The organism is Mesorhizobium sp. M0239 (assembly GCF_040321815.1).
Lineage (GTDB): Bacteria > Pseudomonadota > Alphaproteobacteria > Rhizobiales > Rhizobiaceae > Mesorhizobium.
This window is the reverse complement of the sequence record NZ_JAMYSG010000009.1, coordinates 200,500-215,592: the sequence shown is the minus strand read 5'-3', so window position 1 is coordinate 215,592 and position 15,093 is coordinate 200,500. Positions and strand designations below refer to the sequence as shown.

The following is a 15,093-nucleotide window of genomic DNA, read 5'->3' as shown; positions in this document are numbered from 1 at the left end:
CACCCGCGGGCGGCGGGCCCCGCCCCCGCTTTGCACGGGCTGGGGGTTGCGCCCGCGGGCGGCGGGGGCCTCGTGGCGGCGCCCAACCCCCCCCCGGGTTTCCGCGGCGGGCCCCCGGGCCCCGCCCGCGTCCGTTTCAGAACCAGACGTCGCTGAGGCGATGCCCTCGTGGATAAGGGTCTGTCGGGTCGAGGCCGTACTGGCCAATGCTGGTAATCCAGGCCTGCCCGGCAATGGTGACCACGACAGCGTCGCGATCGCCGACGCGCGCATTGGCGATCACCCGGGAATCGAAATGGGTCCCGATGATCGACTTGTTGCGGAACAGCTCTCCCTTGGCGATCTGCCCCTTTGCCGACATCACCGCCAGCCGCCCGGTGGTGCCGGTGCCCGTAGGCGAGCGGTCGAGCCTGCCATGCAGACACACCGTGCCGTTGACGCTTTCCACGCGACCGTCGACGCGCTTGATCGGGCCTTCGAAAATCACGTTGGACACGTCGCGGATCTTAGCGTTCTCCGGATGCACGACAACGAGCTGTTCGTTGGCCGCCTTCTTGATACGTTGGCCCATCAGCGACATCTGGTGTGCCTCGTCGGGTGTTATGGAAAAGCCCAGTGCGCGCGCGTTCACATGGGCGAAAGTCATGCCGCCATAGGAGGTGTCGACGGTGATCGTGCCGAGCCCCTCGACTTCGACAGGTGTGTCGAGGTGGAACGCGAAAGCCGGCACATTGGTGAACTCCACCTGCTTCACCTTGCCGTTCTCGCAGAGGCAGCGCACCTCGATCATGCCGGCCGGCGCCTCCATGCGCAGCCGCGTCTCGGGTTCCTTCATCGGCACCATGCCCGTTTCCAGCGCCACGGTGGCGACGCAGATGGTGTTGGAGCCCGACATGGGCGGGTATTCGGTGCTTTCAATTATGACGTAACCGAGATCCGCCGAGGGATCGCAAGGCGGCAGGATGATGTTGCCGTTGACGTAGGGCGCACCGCGCGGCTCGAACAAGAGCAGCCCACGAATGTCGTCCATATGCGCTTCGAGATACTCCTTCTTTTCGAACATGGTCTTGCCCGGAACGTCCTTGACGCCTCCGGTGATCACATTGCCGACTTCGCCCTCGGCATGGCAGCCGACGACCGTGAATGTTTTCGTCCAGCGCATTTTTCTCCTCCAGTGATTGATCTTGGCCCTGGCGATACCGATTCAGACCGTGTCGAGCCCCCGTTCGAGAAAACGATCGAGTTGTTCCATTTCCTGGTGCGAGAGGACGATACCGTCGCGCTCCGACGTCTCGCGGGCTAGGAACCGCCTTTGCGAGGGTAGGCGCGCACCTTGGCCCAAGATCGCCTCGAACAGCGCTTCAGCACGGCCCAGCGGATTGCCGGGCCGGCCGGCGGCGAAGGCTTTCGGCGAGAAAGCGATGACCAACTCTCCGTGCGACGGATAAAGCGTCGTGGTGCCAAGCAGCTCGAGCGCCCCGGGGCTGGTCAGGTCGCCGATCATGATCCCGGCGAGCAGTTCGATCATCGTCGCGATGGCGGAGCCTTTGTGCCCGCCGAAGGGAAGCATGGCGCCCGCCAGGGCAGCTTCGGGATCGGTCGTTGGCCTGCCGTCCGAATCCATGGCCCAGCCTTCCGGCAGCTTCTTGCCTGCCCGGCGGTGGAGCTCGATCTCGCCGCGCGCGGCAACCGAGGTCGCGAAGTCGAAAACGTAGGGAGGCTGCTCTTTACGCGGCCAGCCAAAGGCAAAAGGATTGGTGCCCAGCAACGGTCCGTTGCCACCGGTCGGAGCGACGGTGGCATAGCTCGGGCACATGGCCAGGCCGGCAAGGCCTGCCTGGGTCAAGGCTTCGACTTCCACCCAAAGGGCGGAAAAATGCACGGCATCGTTGATCGCTAGCGCGGCGATGCCGCAGGAGCGTGCCCGCTCGACCAGCACCGGCAGGCCCAGTTCGAAGGCCGGGTTGGCGAAGCCGTGCTTCGCATCCACTTTCACAATGGCGGGAGCGTCTTGCGGCAACAGTTCGGGCACCGCGTCTGGGTTTACCTTCCCTGCCTTGATCGTTCGCAGCGCGCCTTCGATCCGGTAGATACCATGCGATTTGCAGGCATCGCGCTCCGCCGCGACGATGACCCGTGTGATGGCGCTGGCCTGGATGGGGTTCAGTCCGGCCTTGCGGAAAATTGCATCGACGCGCTTATGCAAGGCATCGATGGTGAGGGCGGTATTGTTCATTTCTGGCCTTCGGGTTTGGCTGCGCGCAAACGCTGCCTTTAAAAATCCAGACCGCCGGCAAAGGCTCTTATATTCTGTGCAAGCAAAGCGGGCTGCTCGAGGGCTGCGAAATGACCACCGCGCGGCATCGCTGTCCACTGGCGGATGTCCTTGAAGACGCGCTCGACCCAACTCCTGGGCGGCATCGGCAGCTCTTTGGGGAACAAAGCCACTGCAAGCGGGACGTTGATCGCTGTGCCGGACGCGAATGCAAGCGGACGGGCGCGCGTTTCCCAATAGAGTCGCATCGACGAAGCGACGGTCCGGGTGAACCAGTAAAGCGAGATGTTGGCGAGCATGTCGTCGCGCGAAAATGCGGCGTTGGCCAGATCGCCATCGCAATCGCTCCAGTCGCGGAACTTCTCGATCATCCACGCTGCCAGTCCGACCGGCGAATCCGTCAGCCCATAGGCAAGCGTTTGCGGGCGCGTCGCTTGAATATGAGCATAGGCGCCATGAATATCCGCCCATTCGGCTTTCCGTTCCAGGAAGGCGCGTTCTTCCAAGCTTAGGTCGCCATCCGGGCCTGGATCGTGAGGAGGTGAGTATGAGCCGGGGATGAAGTTCAGATGCACCCCGGCGAGACTGTCTGGATGCGCGTGCGCCAGGCAGGTCGACACGCCGGCGCCCAGATCGCCACCTTGCGCGAGATATCGTTTGTAGCCGAGACGGCTCATCAACTCGGCCCAAAGGTCGGCGACGGTGAACAGGTTGAGACCAGGCCTGGTCGGTCGGCTTGAAAAGCCATAGCCGGGAATCGAGGGGACCACGACGTTGAAGGCGTCCTCCTGTCTTCCGCCATGCGAAAGCGGGTCGGTCAGAAGCGGGATCAACTCATGAAATTCGAAGACGCTGCCTGGCCAGCCATGGGTGAGTATGACCGTTCTGCCGGTTGCGACAGCGGCGCGCGCATGGATGAAATGGAGGGTTTCGCCGCCGATATCCGTCTGGTAGTGCGGATGGATGTTCCAGGCGGCTTCCTGCTTGCGCCAATCGAAGCCAGTGCGCCAGTGTTGCATTAGTCGGCGCAGTTGCTCGTGCTCCGTTCCCTGCGTCCAGCCTATTGCCTGCAACTGGTCCGGCTCGCGCCAGATCGAGATGCGCTTCTTCAAATCGTCGATTTCAGACTGGGCAATCTCGATGGTGAAGGGGCGAATTTTCATGGAGCCCTCTGCTCGCCGGCCATAAGGTTTCGGGCGGCGATAAAGTCGTGACTTTGCTGCCGGTTCGCGCGAAGCGCTTCTGTCGACGCTTCGATCGAGACCGGCAAGAAACGTAGGCGAGCGCCGACCGGCGCTTGCGCCAGCCGCCAGAAATCGGCTTCGATCACCGTGGCGATCTTCGGATAGCCGCCGCAGGTGTTGGCATCGGCAAGTTGGATGATCGGCTGGCCGGACGGCGGCACTTGAACAGTTCCCGGCACGATGCCGTGGGACAGCAATTCCAGCGGCGAGAGGAGGGAAAGCGTCGCCCCGGCAAGGCGATATCCCATACGGTTGGCGTCGTTGGTGATGCTCCATTCGCTGCCGGTGAAAGCCGCCTGGGCCTCCGGCCTGAAGGCGTCGAACTCGGCGGCCGGCAAAACCCGCAATTCGATTGCCGAGGCCAAGCCGTCCGCCGCGCCTCGCCGCTCTTCCAGCGCTGCGCCGATGCCGCCCGCGGGAAGGCGGCATTGCGCAGGGTTGAGCGCAAGCCGGTCACCGCGGGACAGACCGCGTCCGGCGAAACCGCCGAAACCGCCTTTCACATCCGTCGCGCGCGACCCCATGACGGACGGCAGATCGAGCCCGCCGGCAAAGGCGATGTAGGAACGAGCACCGATGCGCGGGGTTTCGAGGACTAGGGTCTCGCCGGCGCGGATCGTCATGGCCCACCAGGGTGGACAGGGCCGATCGCCGACGCTGACGGCGCAATCCGCGCCGGTGATGGCGACGGCGGTGTCGATATGCACGCGCAGCCGGAACGGATGAAGCGCGACCTCGATCCCGGCAGCCGAGGGGTCATTGCCCAGCATGAGATTGGCGATCGCCAGCGCCTGCCTGTCCATGGCGCCGCCATGGCTGACCCCCAGCGCCAGATGACCGGGCCGGCCGAGATCCTGGACCGTGTTCGGCAAGCCGGTGGTGAGGATCTCGATCATGCCTCGATCTCTGCGATTGCGAATCGGATTTTGTCTCCGGGCCTGAGCAGCACGGGCAATTCCGCTTCGGCCTTGAACAGCTTCACGTCGGTATGGCCGATTATGTGCCATCCGGAAGGCGCAGTCATCGGCATGATACCCGCCTGCGCGCCACCAATGATGACGGCGCCCTCAGTGACTTTGAGGCGAGGCGTGCTGCGCCTTGCCCAGGCAAGCAGCGGGTCGAGACCGGACAGATAGGGAAAGCCCGGCATGGCGCCGATGGCGGCGACGGTGTAGGTGGCCGCCGCGTGGCGGCTGACGGTCTCGTCGACAGACATGCCGCAATGTGCGGCCCAGCCGGCGAGATCCTCGCCGCGCGCGCCGCCATAACTGACGGGAATGGTATGATGCGTGCCGGTCACCGCGTGGGCATCGGTGCAAGCCCAGAGCGACATCAGCTGACCCGTGACGCTGTGGGCGTCCGTAGCGAGTGGGTCAAACACCACCAGCAGGTTGTTCATGCCGGGAACGGCCTCGCGCACCCCCTCTAGGCGCAGCGCGGCATTCGCCACCGCCCAGACCAGTTCCTGGGTGGCATCGCTGAAAGCCCCCTGCACGCCATCGAGCAGCAGCGCGCCCGATCCCGCAAGACTGATGTGAGGCGTACCGACAACCATGGGCGGTCAGTCCTTCACCGGCACCGTATAGTTCAGGATCAGGCGACCGCCATCCGGATAGATGGTCTGGCCGACGATGTAGGAGGCATCGTCGCTGGCCAGGAAGGAAGCGACGCTGGCGATCTCCGATGGTTCGCCGCATCGGCCGCTTGGCGTGCGCGACAGGATGGTCTGGCGCTGCGCTTCGCTGGCCATGACCGAACTCTTGACCATGTCGGTCAGGATGGTGCCGGGGCCGATGGCGTTGACGCGGATGTTATGCGGGATCAATCCGACGGCCATCACCGCCGTCAATTGCTTGATGCCACCCTTGGACACGGCATAGGCAACGGAATTGGGGATGGCCAGGATGGCGTTGATCGACGACATGTTGATGATCGAGCCGCCGCGTCCCTGCGCGATCATGGCCCTTGCCGCGGCCTGCCCGAGAAGGAAGGGCGCCTTGAGATTGACGCGCTGAACCAGGTCGAAGGCTTCCTCGGGGAAGTCGACGAAATCGTCCAGATGGATGATGCCGGCATTGTTGATGAGGACGTCGACACCGCCGAATCGCTCTGTGGCCTTGGCAACAACATCGGCTGCCATTTCCTGCGTGCATTCGGAGAGATCCGCCGATAGCCAGGCGGCACGCTCACCAAGACGTTCGGCATGCTCGCGCCCGCGATCGGCCTGCACGTCGACAAGCACAACCTTGGCGCCATCGGCATGAAAGCGCTCGGCGCAGGCAAGGCCCAGGCCTTGTGCCGCCCCGGTAACGATCACGACTTTTCCTGCATGCTTCACAGCCAATTCCCTTTTTACAATCATGGCGTTTATGGATATGTTATCCAATATATCTTGAACTTTGCCGCCATTGCAAGCCCGGACGGGTGGGCCTTTGCCGTCATGTTTGCCCAAGTGGCGGCGTTTATGGGCTGCTTTGGCTTTTTTCTGCCGACCATTGCAAGCCGGTTGACTCCATTGAATTAATTGTGATTGGATACTATATTCATAAAAGTGCCGACGACGGGGAGTGCAGACGATGGCGGATGGATCACAGGAAAGCGAACTGATCGACGCGTTCCGCGCTCTGGCGACGCCGTTGATCAGCGACAATCTCGCCCGTGTCCCCGGGGCTGTCGGGTTGCGGCCATTTCACCGGGTGGGCGGCGTCATGGCGGGGAGGGCGCTGACGGTCAGGACCCGCCCCGGCGACAACCAGTTCATCCATCGTGCGCTCGATCTGTTGCAGCCCGGAGACGTCATCGTCGTCGATGGCGGCGGGTATGAAGGACGCGCGCTGGTCGGCGAGATCATGACAAGTGTCGCGGCGTCGCGCGGCGCCGCAGGCATTGTCATCGACGGCGCCATTCGCGATGCCGGTGCCATCGGCCGCAATCCGTTTCCATGCTTCGCACGGTCGGCCATCCATCTCGGACCTTACAAGGATGGTCCGGGAGCCATAAATGTTCCCGTCTGCATAGGCGGCATGGTCGTCGGTCCCGGCGACATCGTCGTCGGTGACGAGGATGGCGTCGTGGCATTTCCAATCGAAGATGCCGCGGCTTTGCTGGCCGCCGTCAGGGCGCAAGAAGCGCGTGAGGCCGAGATCATGCAGAGCATCCGGGAGAACCGCTACCAGGGAGCCTATGCCCGGGCTGCCGGCGGCAGTCACTGATCGGCGGGTCAGGTCCTGCCGGTGACCATCGCGTGGCCGGCTGGCGATCCTGCTCAACATAACCGCTCCCCAGCTAACCGAGGGGCGAAACAATGCATTTCGGGCACGCCGCCTGGATGCGCCAACAGGGGAAATGGAGAGAATTAATGGTTGTTTCCTTCAAGAGGCTTGCCAAGAGGCTTGCTTGTGCCACCGCCCTTGCCGGGCTGGCTATGACCACGATGGCCGCGGCTGCCGACATCAAGATCGGCATTGTGGCCCCCATGACTGGCCAACTGGCCAGTGAGGGGCAGGATATGGAGAACGCCGTGAAGATGGCGATCGATGCCGTCAACGCCAAAGGCGGCGTCAACGGCGACAAGATCATCACCACTACCGCCGACGACGCCTGCGATCCGCAGCAGGCGGTGACCGCAGGCAGCAAGCTTGTCTCGGAAGGCGTGACCGCCATCGTCGGCGGCTACTGCTCGGGCGCCGTCTTGCCGACATTGAAGATCTATGGTGACGCCGGCATTCCATTCGTCATCATCGGAGCGAACTCGACCAAGCTGGTCGCCGCCAATCAGGGCAATGCCTTCCTCGCCAATTCGACCGGCGACATGCAGGCGACGACAGCTGTCGAGCTCTTCAAGAAGAACGGCTACAAGAAGATCGCGGTCGTGGACGAAGGCGATGCCTATTCGTCCGACCTGGCCAAGCTGACCGCCGAAGCCTTCAAGACCGCAGGCGGCGAGATTGCCGCCAAGGAGACCACCACGGCCGGCGAGCAGGACTATTCGGCGGTCGTCACCAAGATCAAATCGAGCGGCGCGGACGCTGTCTTCTGGACCGCCTACCATGCCGGTGGCGCACTGCTCACCAAGCAGCTTCGGCAGGCCGGGTTCCAGGGTGGCGTCGTGCTTGGCGATGGCAACAATTCGCCGGAGTATCTGGAAATCGCCGGCTCGGCCGGTGAGGGCGTGTATCTGCTGTCCCCGCCCACCGTCGACCTCCTGTCTGGCGCCGCCGACTTCAAGGCCAAGTACAAGGAGGCCTATGGCCGCGACGCCGGCGCCTATGCAGCTCTCTCCCATGATGTGGGCGACCTGATCGTCGATGCCATCACGCGGGCCAAGTCGGCGGATCAAAAGGCAATCATCGAAGCGCTCAAGGCAAGCGACTTCAAGGGCCTTGCCGGTGAAATCAAGTTCACCGACAAGAACACGCTCCAGACGTCAAACTTCCGCCCGGTGATCGCCAAGGGCGGCAAGTGGGTAGCCGAATAAAGGCCAACCGGATTGACGCCGAGGCAGGCCTTGTGGCGGCCTCGGCGTCACCGCCGATTGTCTGGTGTGCCGACGCTGCGCTCAGACAAGACTTTTTCAATTCTGCCCTGGAGCATCAATGACGCTCGACCTGCTTATTCAGCAACTGGTGAACGGTCTTATCGTCGGCTCGTTCTATGCCCTGATCGCGCTTGGCTACAGCATGGTCTTCGGCGTCATCAAGCTCCTGAATTTCGCCCATGGCGACATCTACATGAACGGCGCCTTCGTCGGCCTCATCGTGTTCTCCTTCGTCGGCATATGGGTCGGCAATGGCTGGCTGGGCGTGGTCTGCGCCCTGCTTGTGTCGATGCTGGCTGTCGGCTTGCTCGGCGTCATCATCGAACGCTTCGCCTACAGGCCGATGCGCAATGCGCCGCGCCTCTCCATCCTCATCACGGCGCTCGGCGCGTCGATGGTGCTGAACGGCACGGCACTCGCCCTGACAGGCGGGCGGCATTACGCCTTCAACACGGACCTCGGTTTTGCCGGCGTGGATATTTCCACCGTTCACATCACCTACACGCAGATGGTGCTGGTGGCCGCCTCCATCGCTCTTATGGCCGGCATGCAGGCCTTTGTCTCACGCACCATGTACGGCAAGGCGATGCGCGCCGTGTCCATCGACATGGGGGCGAGCCGCCTGATGGGCATCGATGTCGACCGGGTGATCGCCTTGACCTTCTTCATGGGCTCGGCGCTCGCTGCCGGCGGCGGGGTCATGGCCGGCGCCTATTATGGCAGTGTCCATTTCTTCATGGGCTTCATCATGGGGCTCAAGGCCTTCACCGCCGCGGTCATAGGTGGGATCGGCAGCGTGCCGGGCGCCATGCTCGGCGGATTGCTGCTCGGCCTGCTCGAAGCTTTCGGTTCGTCCTTGCCCTTCGTCGGCTCGGAGTGGCGTGACGTCTTCGTGTTCGGGACCCTGATCCTGTTCCTTGTGTTCAAGCCGACCGGCCTTCTTGGACGCTCTGTCGTGGAGCGGGTGTGATGACCGACGAAGTGAGAACCATGCCGACCGCCGGGCAACCGCAATTGATGCGCTGGTCCGTCGTGCTGCCCGGCCTGGCGGCGCTCACCTGCGCGCTGGTGTTGCCGCAATTCGCCAACGCCTATGTGACGGAGGTGGCAACCACGGCGCTGCTCTATGTCGTTCTGTGCCTCGGCCTCAACGTTGTCGTCGGCTATGCAGGCCTGCTCGATCTCGGCTACGCCGCCTTCTTCGCGGTCGGCGCCTACACATCAGGCATCCTGACCGCGGAATTCGGGTTCAATTTCTGGCTTACCATCCCGGTCGCCATGGTCGCCGCCTGCGTGGCCGGCATCATCATCGGGGCTCCGACATTGAGATTGCGCAGCGACTATCTGGCGATCGTGACGCTGGGCTTCGGCGAAATCGTGCGCATCATCGCCCGCAACCTCGACATCACCGGTGGCGCGAGCGGACTCATCGGCATCGAGCGCCCGGAGATATTCGGCTTCAGGCTGATGCAGGTGCAGCACTTCTACTATGCGTTCCTGGTGCTTGCGCTTCTCACCGCCTTCGTCTGTCTGAGCGTCGAGCGATCGCGAATGGGACGAGCCTGGTTCTACGTTCGCTACGATGAGGACGCCGCCGCTGGCATCGGCATCAACCGTGTCACGGCCAAGCTGCAAGCCTATATGATGGGCGCTGTGATCGCTTCCGTGGCCGGATGCCTCTACGCAGCCAAGATGACGGCCATCTCGCCGGAGAGTTTCACCTTCAACCAATCGCTGCTCATCCTTCTCGGCGTCGTCCTGGGCGGCATGGGCCGCATTCCCGGCGTCGTCCTTGGTGCTGTTCTCGTGGCCCTGCTTCCGGAGGTGCTGCGCGGCGCGGGAACCTATCGTCCCCTGGTGACCGCGGTTGCGCTGCTGGCAATCATGCTCTTCAGGCCGAACGGGCTGTGGCCGGACAAGCGAGTTTGACCATGGCGCTGCTGGAAGTCCGCGACCTGCGTCTCAGTTTCGGAGGACTGAAAGTCCTTCACGACATTTCGTTCTCGGTTGAGAAAGGCGCCATCAACAGTCTTATCGGGCCGAACGGGGCCGGCAAGACATCACTCTTCAATTGCCTGACCGGCTTCTACAAGCCGAAGGGCGGCTCGATCAGTCTGGGCGGCCGGCCAATCACCGGCTTGCCGCCGCATCGCATCACCGCGCTCGGCCTCGCCCGCACGTTCCAGAACATCCGGCTGTTCAAGGAAATGACCGTTCTGGAAAACGCCATGTCCGGCCAGCATTGCCGCAGCCGCCACGGCATCATGTCGGCGATCCTGCACTTGCCGGCACAGCGGCGCGAGGAGGAGACGATCCGCGCGGCTGGCATGCGCTGGCTCGATTTTGTCGGCATCGAGCAGCATGCGCATCGCCGTGCCGGTGGTCTTTCCTATGGCGATCAACGGCGGCTCGAACTCGCAAGAGCCCTGGCGTCGGCGCCCGAGCTCATCCTGCTGGACGAGCCCGCCGCCGGCCTGAACGAGCGCGAGAAGCTGGACCTTGTTCACCTGATCCGCCGCATCCGTGACGAAACCGGTGTCACCGTCCTGCTGATCGAGCACGATATGGGCCTGGTCATGCAGGTGTCGGAGAAGATCGTGGTGTTCGACTATGGGCAGAAGATCGCCGACGGACCGCCGGAGGCCGTGCGAAAAGACCCCAGGGTCATCGAAGCCTATCTCGGTACGGAGGACTGATGGACGCCGAAATCGTTCTTTCCGCGGACCGCATCGTCGCACGCTATGACGGCATCGAAGCCCTTCATGGTGTCAGCCTTTCGGTCAAGCGCGGCCAGATCGTCGCCCTGCTTGGCGCGAATGGTGCGGGCAAGAGCACCACCCTGCGCACGCTGTCCGGCCTTGTTGCCGCATCCTCCGGATGTGTCCGCTTCCTGGGCGAGGACATAACCAAAGTCCCTGCCCATCGCCTGCCGCATCGCGGGCTCGTCCACGTCCCGGAGGGAAGGCGTATTTTCGGCGACATGACGATCAGGGAGAACCTCGACCTGGGCTCGTTCACGCTTGCCGACGACGTCGAGCGCCGGCGGCGGCTGGATCATGTTTTTGAGCTCTTCCCCATCCTGGCGCGCAGACAGAATGGCGATGCAAGGAACCTCTCGGGAGGCGAGCAGCAGATGCTGGCGATCGGCAGAGCCCTCATGGCCGCGCCCAAGGTGCTGTTGCTCGATGAGCCTTCCATGGGTCTGGCGCCGCAACTGATCAAGGAAGTCATGAACATCGTGCAGCGCCTCAATCGTGAAGGCGTGACCATTCTGCTTGTGGAGCAGAATAGCAAAGTCGCCTTGAAATTCGCCGACTACGGCTACGTTCTCAAGGCCGGACGCGTTGTTCTTGAGGGACCAGGCAGCGATCTCGCGAGCAATGAAGCGGTTATCAGCGCCTATTTAGGTGGCGTCGCTGCTTAGCTGGCAAAGCTGCCAACGCCCGGATTTTACAGAATGAGGCCGCCGCTCCAGTCCATGATTTGCCCGCCTTGCAGGAGTGGGATCAGCCACAACGAGTTGATTCTGTAGAAACGTTGACCTTCCGGGCCTACCATCCAGTCTGTGTTCCGACCCCGGGGACATAGCTGACAAAACCTCGAGGGACGCACGGAAACCAGCGGATTGCCGCAACCGCGACGGCGATCCCATAATGGCTCAGGAGTGATTGTTCATCCGCTCGAACAAAGCTTCGCCCATCCGGCGCGTATGGGCCAAAATACCGACAAGCACCTCGTCCTTGTCCGCTTCGAATGCGCAGCGCCTCGGTGGCGAATTCGTCCGGACTGACCATCATACGGTTGGCTGTTCCTCCGCTGCGGGTGCTGCCAACGAGACCGGTATCGACAATTGGCGGAGCCATCTCCACCACCCGAATTCCGCTCGACCTCAATTGATGACGCAGACTGAGCGTAAAGGAATGGATCGCGGCCTGTGAGAGCAAGACAAGCGCCTTGCTGTCGAGTTCCAGGAACATCCGTCGTTGATTTGCGTTTGCTCTCCGAGGTTAGACGTTTTCAAACCGAAGGAGAACGGTGTCATGGACTGGAACCGCGTGGAAGGAAACTGGAAACAGGTGAAAGGCAAGGTCAAGGAGCAGTGGGGTAAACTCACGGATGATGACCTTGACCGCATCGCCGGCAAGCGCGATCAACTCGAAGGCAAGATCCAGGAGCGTTACGGCCTCGAAAAGGACCGTGTGCGGCGCGATATCGATGACTGGTACGGTCGGCAGGGCTGGTAGGCGTGTGAGCCCCGGCTGCGGCCAACTCCAAGACGCGGCCCGGGTGCCAATTCGGCAGGTCCGGGCCATGCAGGCGCCGAGCCTTATCGTCAGTTGAATTTTGCAGCAAGGATTTCGTACTGTGTCAGAAGATATCTCTCGCAAGCAAGAGCAACGGGGGACAAGAAGGATTGTCATGTGGGCGGTCGCAGTTATCGCTGTGATTTTCCTTGTTCTGCTTGCTACATTCGTGTTCGGCCCGTTGGTGTGATTTTCGTTGCGATGATTGAGCTGTTTCCTGCACGATCCAGGGATGATCGGGCGTTTGAGGGCGCTTGCAGCGGCCACCAGTGAGCGACGATGTGTTTGGCGAGGATATGCGGCTGGCGCTGCTTCCGCGGCCGGACGGCGCAACAAGCGGCGCTTATACCGACTGCCGTCGCGCGGCTAACAGTCTGCGGTAGCCTGAAACCGTTTCACAGGAATTTCGCTGAACACGATTTCGCCGGGAACTATCAGCAAAGGATTGGTTTGGTGGCGGTACACAACCAGGAGATCCACCATGATTGTCAAACTTCTCTCCACCGCTGTGCTCGCGCTCACATTGGCCACATCGGCAATGGCGCAGTCGAACGGTTCAAGCTCCAACAGCGGTTCGGGCACGACGCCCGGAACCACGAATGATGCCAATGGTACCGCCGGTTCCGGTTCCGGTACTTCGACAACCCCCGTTGACCCGAACGCAACAAATTCGACAACCACCCCGAACGGCATGAGCGACCGCTGCAAGGACGCCGCGGGCAATGATACCGACACAAACACCGCCTCCGGCACGACAACGTCGAATGTGCAGAACTGCAACAAATAGATTGGTGCCTCGGAGCGCTGCCGGACATTGCTCCTTTCCCTGGGGCTGCGATCGGGCCGCGTTTTGCGACTGCGATGGCATGCGCGGATGAGCCGACAACCCGTCAGGCTGATGCCATCCGCGCTGCCCTGGGTGGCAGGCGTATCCGCGGCAATCGTCATTATTCCGGTAGTTTGCGCCGTCAACTTGGTCCGCGGCGACAATCTCCGGGAAACCACCATTGCACAGGCCATCGGTGGCGACCCTGACCGGGCCGTCCCGGCAATGATCCGCCACGGCTGTGGCGGATGTCACGAAATCCCGGGGGTACCCGGCGCCCATGGCACCGTCGGTCCGTCCCTGCAAGGCGTCGTCGAAAGAGGATATATCGGGGCGTCGCGAGCCACCCCGGATGCGATGATGCGCTGGATCAGCAGGGCGCGGGATGTAGACCCGAAGGCGGCCATGCCCAATACAAATCTGTCGCTTCAAGAGGCGCGCGACATTACCGCCTATCTCTATGCGCGAACATGAGGCGCGCTGAAGTCGCCCCACGGCGCAGGCGTCTTGCCAGCAAAAGCAGCAGGCCAAGCATCAACACGGCGGCGCCCGCTACAAGTGATTGAGCCGCCAGAATCATGATTGTCTGGCTGGTTGTCGTTCCTGCTCGCATCTGGCGTACATCGGCCGCGGTGACGCTGAGGTCGGGATTTCCGAACCGCGCGGTGACGTAATTTGCAAGAGCTGCCATCTGGCCATTGTCCAGCCAGCCGCCGAAGGCCGCCATCGATTGACGCCCGGCCACGTCACCAGCTTTGACGCCTTCAAGGATGGTCATGACGACATCCTCGGGCGTGGCCGCGCCGGGGGTGCTGTTGCGGGTCAAGGACGGATAGTATCCGTCGGGCGATCCGCCTCCGTTCGCCCCATGGCACGTCGAACAGAGCGATCGATAGAGATCATCGCCGGTTGCGGTCCCGCTGCCTTGCGTCATCCCCTCGGTTCCAGCATCGCCGTCGGCCGCGGCCGCGGCCGCGTTACCCCATGAGAAACGCGGCTGCTTCTCGTCTCCCGGTTGGGTGGGCACGTCCCTGAGATAGGCGACAATAGCCTGGATGTCGTCGTCGGAAAGATGCTGCAGGCTGTTCATGACCGTTTCCGCCATCGGCCCGCCCGCGTAGGCCTTCCCGGGCACGGCGCCGGTTTTGAGAAATCGAGACAGCTCTTCGTTGCTCCAGCCGCCGACGCCTGCGATCTTGTCGCTGGTGATGTTGAAGGCGTGCCAGATGCCGGCGGTGCCGCCGGCAAGCTTGTGGTCTTCATCCATGCCGAACGTCGCATTCCTTGGCGTGTGGCAGGCACCGCAGTGGCCGAGCACCTCGACAAGGTAGGCTCCCCTGTTCCATGCGGCGGTCCGGCTCCGATCAGGCGTGAAACTGCCGGTTTGGAGATTCGCGAGCTTCCACAGCGCAACCGTCCAGCGCTGGTTGAATGGAAAAGGCAGAATGTTTCGCGGCCGCGGCTGGGAAATCGGCGGCTGCGCAAGGATATAGGCCCGAATTGCAAGCACGTCCTCGCGGCTCATTGCGGCGAAGCTGTCATAGGGCATGGCGGGGTAGAGATCGGCTCCGTCGCGCCTGATACCTTTCTTGACGGCTCGCACGAACTCGTCCGCGGAATAGCGTCCGATGCCCGTTTCGAGATCTGGTGTGATGTTGGTCGAGTATACATCGCCGAACGGTGTCGGCACGCGATAGCCTCCAGCGAAGGGGCGGCTCGGATTGGACGTGTGGCAGCCGATGCAGTCGGCCGCTCGCGTGAGATATTCACCCCTCTGGATTTCGCTCGCCCGCAGCTCGGTGCAAAGCGCCAACGACGACAAGACGAGTACGACCGCCCGAGAAATGACGGGTGGGAATGGAATGCCCGTGGCAGGCCAAAGCGCGTACCGGCGGTGGATGGCCAAT

Annotated in this window: 18 protein-coding genes; 9 read left to right on the top strand and 9 right to left on the bottom strand. The window is 62.5% G+C overall.

Annotation, left to right across the window (positions count from 1 at the left end; all coding sequences use genetic code 11):
* Positions 1-136 precede the first annotated feature (136 nt).
* Genes NKI99_RS12125 through NKI99_RS12100 form a run of 6 tightly spaced genes read right to left on the bottom strand, consistent with a single transcriptional unit; the run spans position 137 to position 5,857 of the window.
* Positions 137-1,162: a proline racemase family protein gene (locus NKI99_RS12125; RefSeq protein WP_023809519.1), complete on the bottom strand. Its 1,026-nt coding sequence runs from the start codon at positions 1,160-1,162 to the stop codon at positions 137-139.
* 42 nt (positions 1,163-1,204) lie between these two features.
* Positions 1,205-2,236 (bottom strand): Ldh family oxidoreductase, encoded by a 1,032-nt coding sequence (locus NKI99_RS12120; RefSeq protein WP_023809518.1) that lies wholly within the window; start codon positions 2,234-2,236, stop codon positions 1,205-1,207.
* A 38-nt stretch (positions 2,237-2,274) separates the two neighbouring features.
* Positions 2,275-3,438, bottom strand: a complete 1,164-nt coding sequence (locus NKI99_RS12115; protein WP_352610934.1) for an epoxide hydrolase family protein — start codon at positions 3,436-3,438, stop codon at positions 2,275-2,277.
* Positions 3,435-4,415 carry a 5-oxoprolinase subunit C family protein gene (locus NKI99_RS12110; RefSeq protein ID WP_023809516.1) on the bottom strand — a complete coding sequence of 327 codons (981 nt, stop codon included), beginning with the start codon at positions 4,413-4,415 and terminating at the stop codon, positions 3,435-3,437. Before NKI99_RS12110 ends, NKI99_RS12115 begins: the two co-directional genes overlap by 4 nt.
* Positions 4,412-5,074, bottom strand: a complete 663-nt coding sequence (pxpB, locus tag NKI99_RS12105) for a 5-oxoprolinase subunit PxpB (RefSeq protein ID WP_352441939.1) — start codon at positions 5,072-5,074, stop codon at positions 4,412-4,414. The genes NKI99_RS12110 and pxpB overlap by 4 nt, the downstream gene beginning before the upstream one ends.
* Before the next feature lie 6 nt (positions 5,075-5,080).
* Positions 5,081-5,857 carry an SDR family NAD(P)-dependent oxidoreductase gene (locus tag NKI99_RS12100; protein WP_023809514.1) on the bottom strand — a complete coding sequence of 259 codons (777 nt, stop codon included), beginning with the start codon at positions 5,855-5,857 and terminating at the stop codon, positions 5,081-5,083.
* Between NKI99_RS12100 and NKI99_RS12095 the strand changes: the two genes are divergently transcribed.
* The 7 genes from NKI99_RS12095 to NKI99_RS12065 all read left to right on the top strand — a co-directional run bounded on the left by NKI99_RS12095 (position 5,849) and on the right by NKI99_RS12065 (position 11,480).
* Positions 5,849-6,043, top strand: a complete 195-nt coding sequence (locus NKI99_RS12095; protein ID WP_352610943.1) for a hypothetical protein — start codon at positions 5,849-5,851, stop codon at positions 6,041-6,043. The genes NKI99_RS12100 and NKI99_RS12095 overlap by 9 nt on opposite strands.
* A 52-nt stretch (positions 6,044-6,095) precedes the next feature.
* Positions 6,096-6,731, top strand: coding sequence for an RraA family protein (locus NKI99_RS12090; RefSeq protein WP_023809512.1), 636 nt, complete (start codon positions 6,096-6,098; stop codon positions 6,729-6,731).
* A gap of 146 nt (positions 6,732-6,877) precedes the next feature.
* Positions 6,878-7,996: a branched-chain amino acid ABC transporter substrate-binding protein gene (locus NKI99_RS12085; protein WP_352610932.1), complete on the top strand. Its 1,119-nt coding sequence runs from the start codon at positions 6,878-6,880 to the stop codon at positions 7,994-7,996.
* A gap of 118 nt (positions 7,997-8,114) precedes the next feature.
* Complete coding sequence (locus tag NKI99_RS12080) at positions 8,115-9,026, top strand: branched-chain amino acid ABC transporter permease (protein WP_023809510.1); 912 nt, start codon at positions 8,115-8,117, stop codon at positions 9,024-9,026.
* Positions 9,026-9,985: a branched-chain amino acid ABC transporter permease gene (locus NKI99_RS12075; protein ID WP_245273097.1), complete on the top strand. Its 960-nt coding sequence runs from the start codon at positions 9,026-9,028 to the stop codon at positions 9,983-9,985. The genes NKI99_RS12080 and NKI99_RS12075 overlap by 1 nt, the downstream gene beginning before the upstream one ends.
* Positions 9,986-9,987: 2 nt before the next feature.
* Complete coding sequence (locus tag NKI99_RS12070; RefSeq protein WP_023809508.1) at positions 9,988-10,752, top strand: ABC transporter ATP-binding protein; 765 nt, start codon at positions 9,988-9,990, stop codon at positions 10,750-10,752.
* Entirely contained in the window at positions 10,752-11,480 is a 729-nt protein-coding gene (locus NKI99_RS12065) for an ABC transporter ATP-binding protein (RefSeq protein WP_023809507.1), read from the top strand. Before NKI99_RS12070 ends, NKI99_RS12065 begins: the two co-directional genes overlap by 1 nt.
* Positions 11,481-11,607: 127 nt before the next feature.
* Here the strand turns inward: NKI99_RS12065 and NKI99_RS12060 are convergent, their stop codons facing one another.
* On the bottom strand, positions 11,608-12,033 hold the full coding sequence (locus tag NKI99_RS12060; RefSeq protein ID WP_352610931.1) for a Rossmann-fold NAD(P)-binding domain-containing protein: 426 nt from the start codon (positions 12,031-12,033) through the stop codon (positions 11,608-11,610).
* Between the two features lie 63 nt (positions 12,034-12,096).
* Here NKI99_RS12060 and NKI99_RS12055 point away from each other — a divergent pair, with 63 nt between their 5' ends.
* Positions 12,097-12,300, top strand: coding sequence for a CsbD family protein (locus NKI99_RS12055; RefSeq protein WP_023809505.1), 204 nt, complete (start codon positions 12,097-12,099; stop codon positions 12,298-12,300).
* Between the two features lie 426 nt (positions 12,301-12,726).
* Here the strand turns inward: NKI99_RS12055 and NKI99_RS12050 are convergent, their stop codons facing one another.
* A complete protein-coding gene (locus tag NKI99_RS12050; protein ID WP_352610942.1) occupies positions 12,727-13,308 on the bottom strand; it encodes a hypothetical protein in 582 nt (193 codons plus the stop codon).
* Between NKI99_RS12050 and NKI99_RS12045 the strand changes: the two genes are divergently transcribed.
* Positions 13,235-13,660: a c-type cytochrome gene (locus NKI99_RS12045; RefSeq protein ID WP_128303875.1), complete on the top strand. Its 426-nt coding sequence runs from the start codon at positions 13,235-13,237 to the stop codon at positions 13,658-13,660. The two genes, NKI99_RS12050 and NKI99_RS12045, sit on opposite strands and share 74 nt — an antisense overlap.
* On the opposite strand, the gene NKI99_RS12040 is transcribed toward NKI99_RS12045, so the two are convergent.
* Positions 13,632-15,092 carry a c-type cytochrome gene (locus NKI99_RS12040; protein ID WP_352610929.1) on the bottom strand — a complete coding sequence of 487 codons (1,461 nt, stop codon included), beginning with the start codon at positions 15,090-15,092 and terminating at the stop codon, positions 13,632-13,634. The genes NKI99_RS12045 and NKI99_RS12040 overlap by 29 nt on opposite strands.
* Between the last annotated feature and the right edge of the window lies 1 nt (position 15,093).

What these genes read in the sequence shown, in the direction of transcription:
- NKI99_RS12125 (WP_023809519.1), bottom strand. Translation starts at nt 1,162, where the DNA reads ATGCGCTGGACGAAAACATTCACGGTCGTCGGCTGCCATGCCGAGGGC.
- NKI99_RS12120 (WP_023809518.1), bottom strand. Translation starts at nt 2,236, where the DNA reads ATGAACAATACCGCCCTCACCATCGATGCCTTGCATAAGCGCGTCGAT.
- NKI99_RS12115 (WP_352610934.1), bottom strand. Translation starts at nt 3,438, where the DNA reads ATGAAAATTCGCCCCTTCACCATCGAGATTGCCCAGTCTGAAATCGAC.
- NKI99_RS12110 (WP_023809516.1), bottom strand. Translation starts at nt 4,415, where the DNA reads ATGATCGAGATCCTCACCACCGGCTTGCCGAACACGGTCCAGGATCTC.
- pxpB (WP_352441939.1), bottom strand. Translation starts at nt 5,074, where the DNA reads ATGGTTGTCGGTACGCCTCACATCAGTCTTGCGGGATCGGGCGCGCTG.
- NKI99_RS12095 (WP_352610943.1), top strand. Translation starts at nt 5,849, where the DNA reads ATGCTTCACAGCCAATTCCCTTTTTACAATCATGGCGTTTATGGATAT.
- NKI99_RS12090 (WP_023809512.1), top strand. Translation starts at nt 6,096, where the DNA reads ATGGCGGATGGATCACAGGAAAGCGAACTGATCGACGCGTTCCGCGCT.
- NKI99_RS12085 (WP_352610932.1), top strand. Translation starts at nt 6,878, where the DNA reads ATGGTTGTTTCCTTCAAGAGGCTTGCCAAGAGGCTTGCTTGTGCCACC.
- NKI99_RS12080 (WP_023809510.1), top strand. Translation starts at nt 8,115, where the DNA reads ATGACGCTCGACCTGCTTATTCAGCAACTGGTGAACGGTCTTATCGTC.
- NKI99_RS12075 (WP_245273097.1), top strand. Translation starts at nt 9,026, where the DNA reads ATGACCGACGAAGTGAGAACCATGCCGACCGCCGGGCAACCGCAATTG.
- NKI99_RS12070 (WP_023809508.1), top strand. Translation starts at nt 9,988, where the DNA reads ATGGCGCTGCTGGAAGTCCGCGACCTGCGTCTCAGTTTCGGAGGACTG.
- NKI99_RS12065 (WP_023809507.1), top strand. Translation starts at nt 10,752, where the DNA reads ATGGACGCCGAAATCGTTCTTTCCGCGGACCGCATCGTCGCACGCTAT.
- NKI99_RS12060 (WP_352610931.1), bottom strand. Translation starts at nt 12,033, where the DNA reads ATGTTCCTGGAACTCGACAGCAAGGCGCTTGTCTTGCTCTCACAGGCC.
- NKI99_RS12055 (WP_023809505.1), top strand. Translation starts at nt 12,097, where the DNA reads ATGGACTGGAACCGCGTGGAAGGAAACTGGAAACAGGTGAAAGGCAAG.
- NKI99_RS12045 (WP_128303875.1), top strand. Translation starts at nt 13,235, where the DNA reads ATGAGCCGACAACCCGTCAGGCTGATGCCATCCGCGCTGCCCTGGGTG.
- NKI99_RS12050 (WP_352610942.1), bottom strand. Translation starts at nt 13,308, where the DNA reads ATGACGATTGCCGCGGATACGCCTGCCACCCAGGGCAGCGCGGATGGC.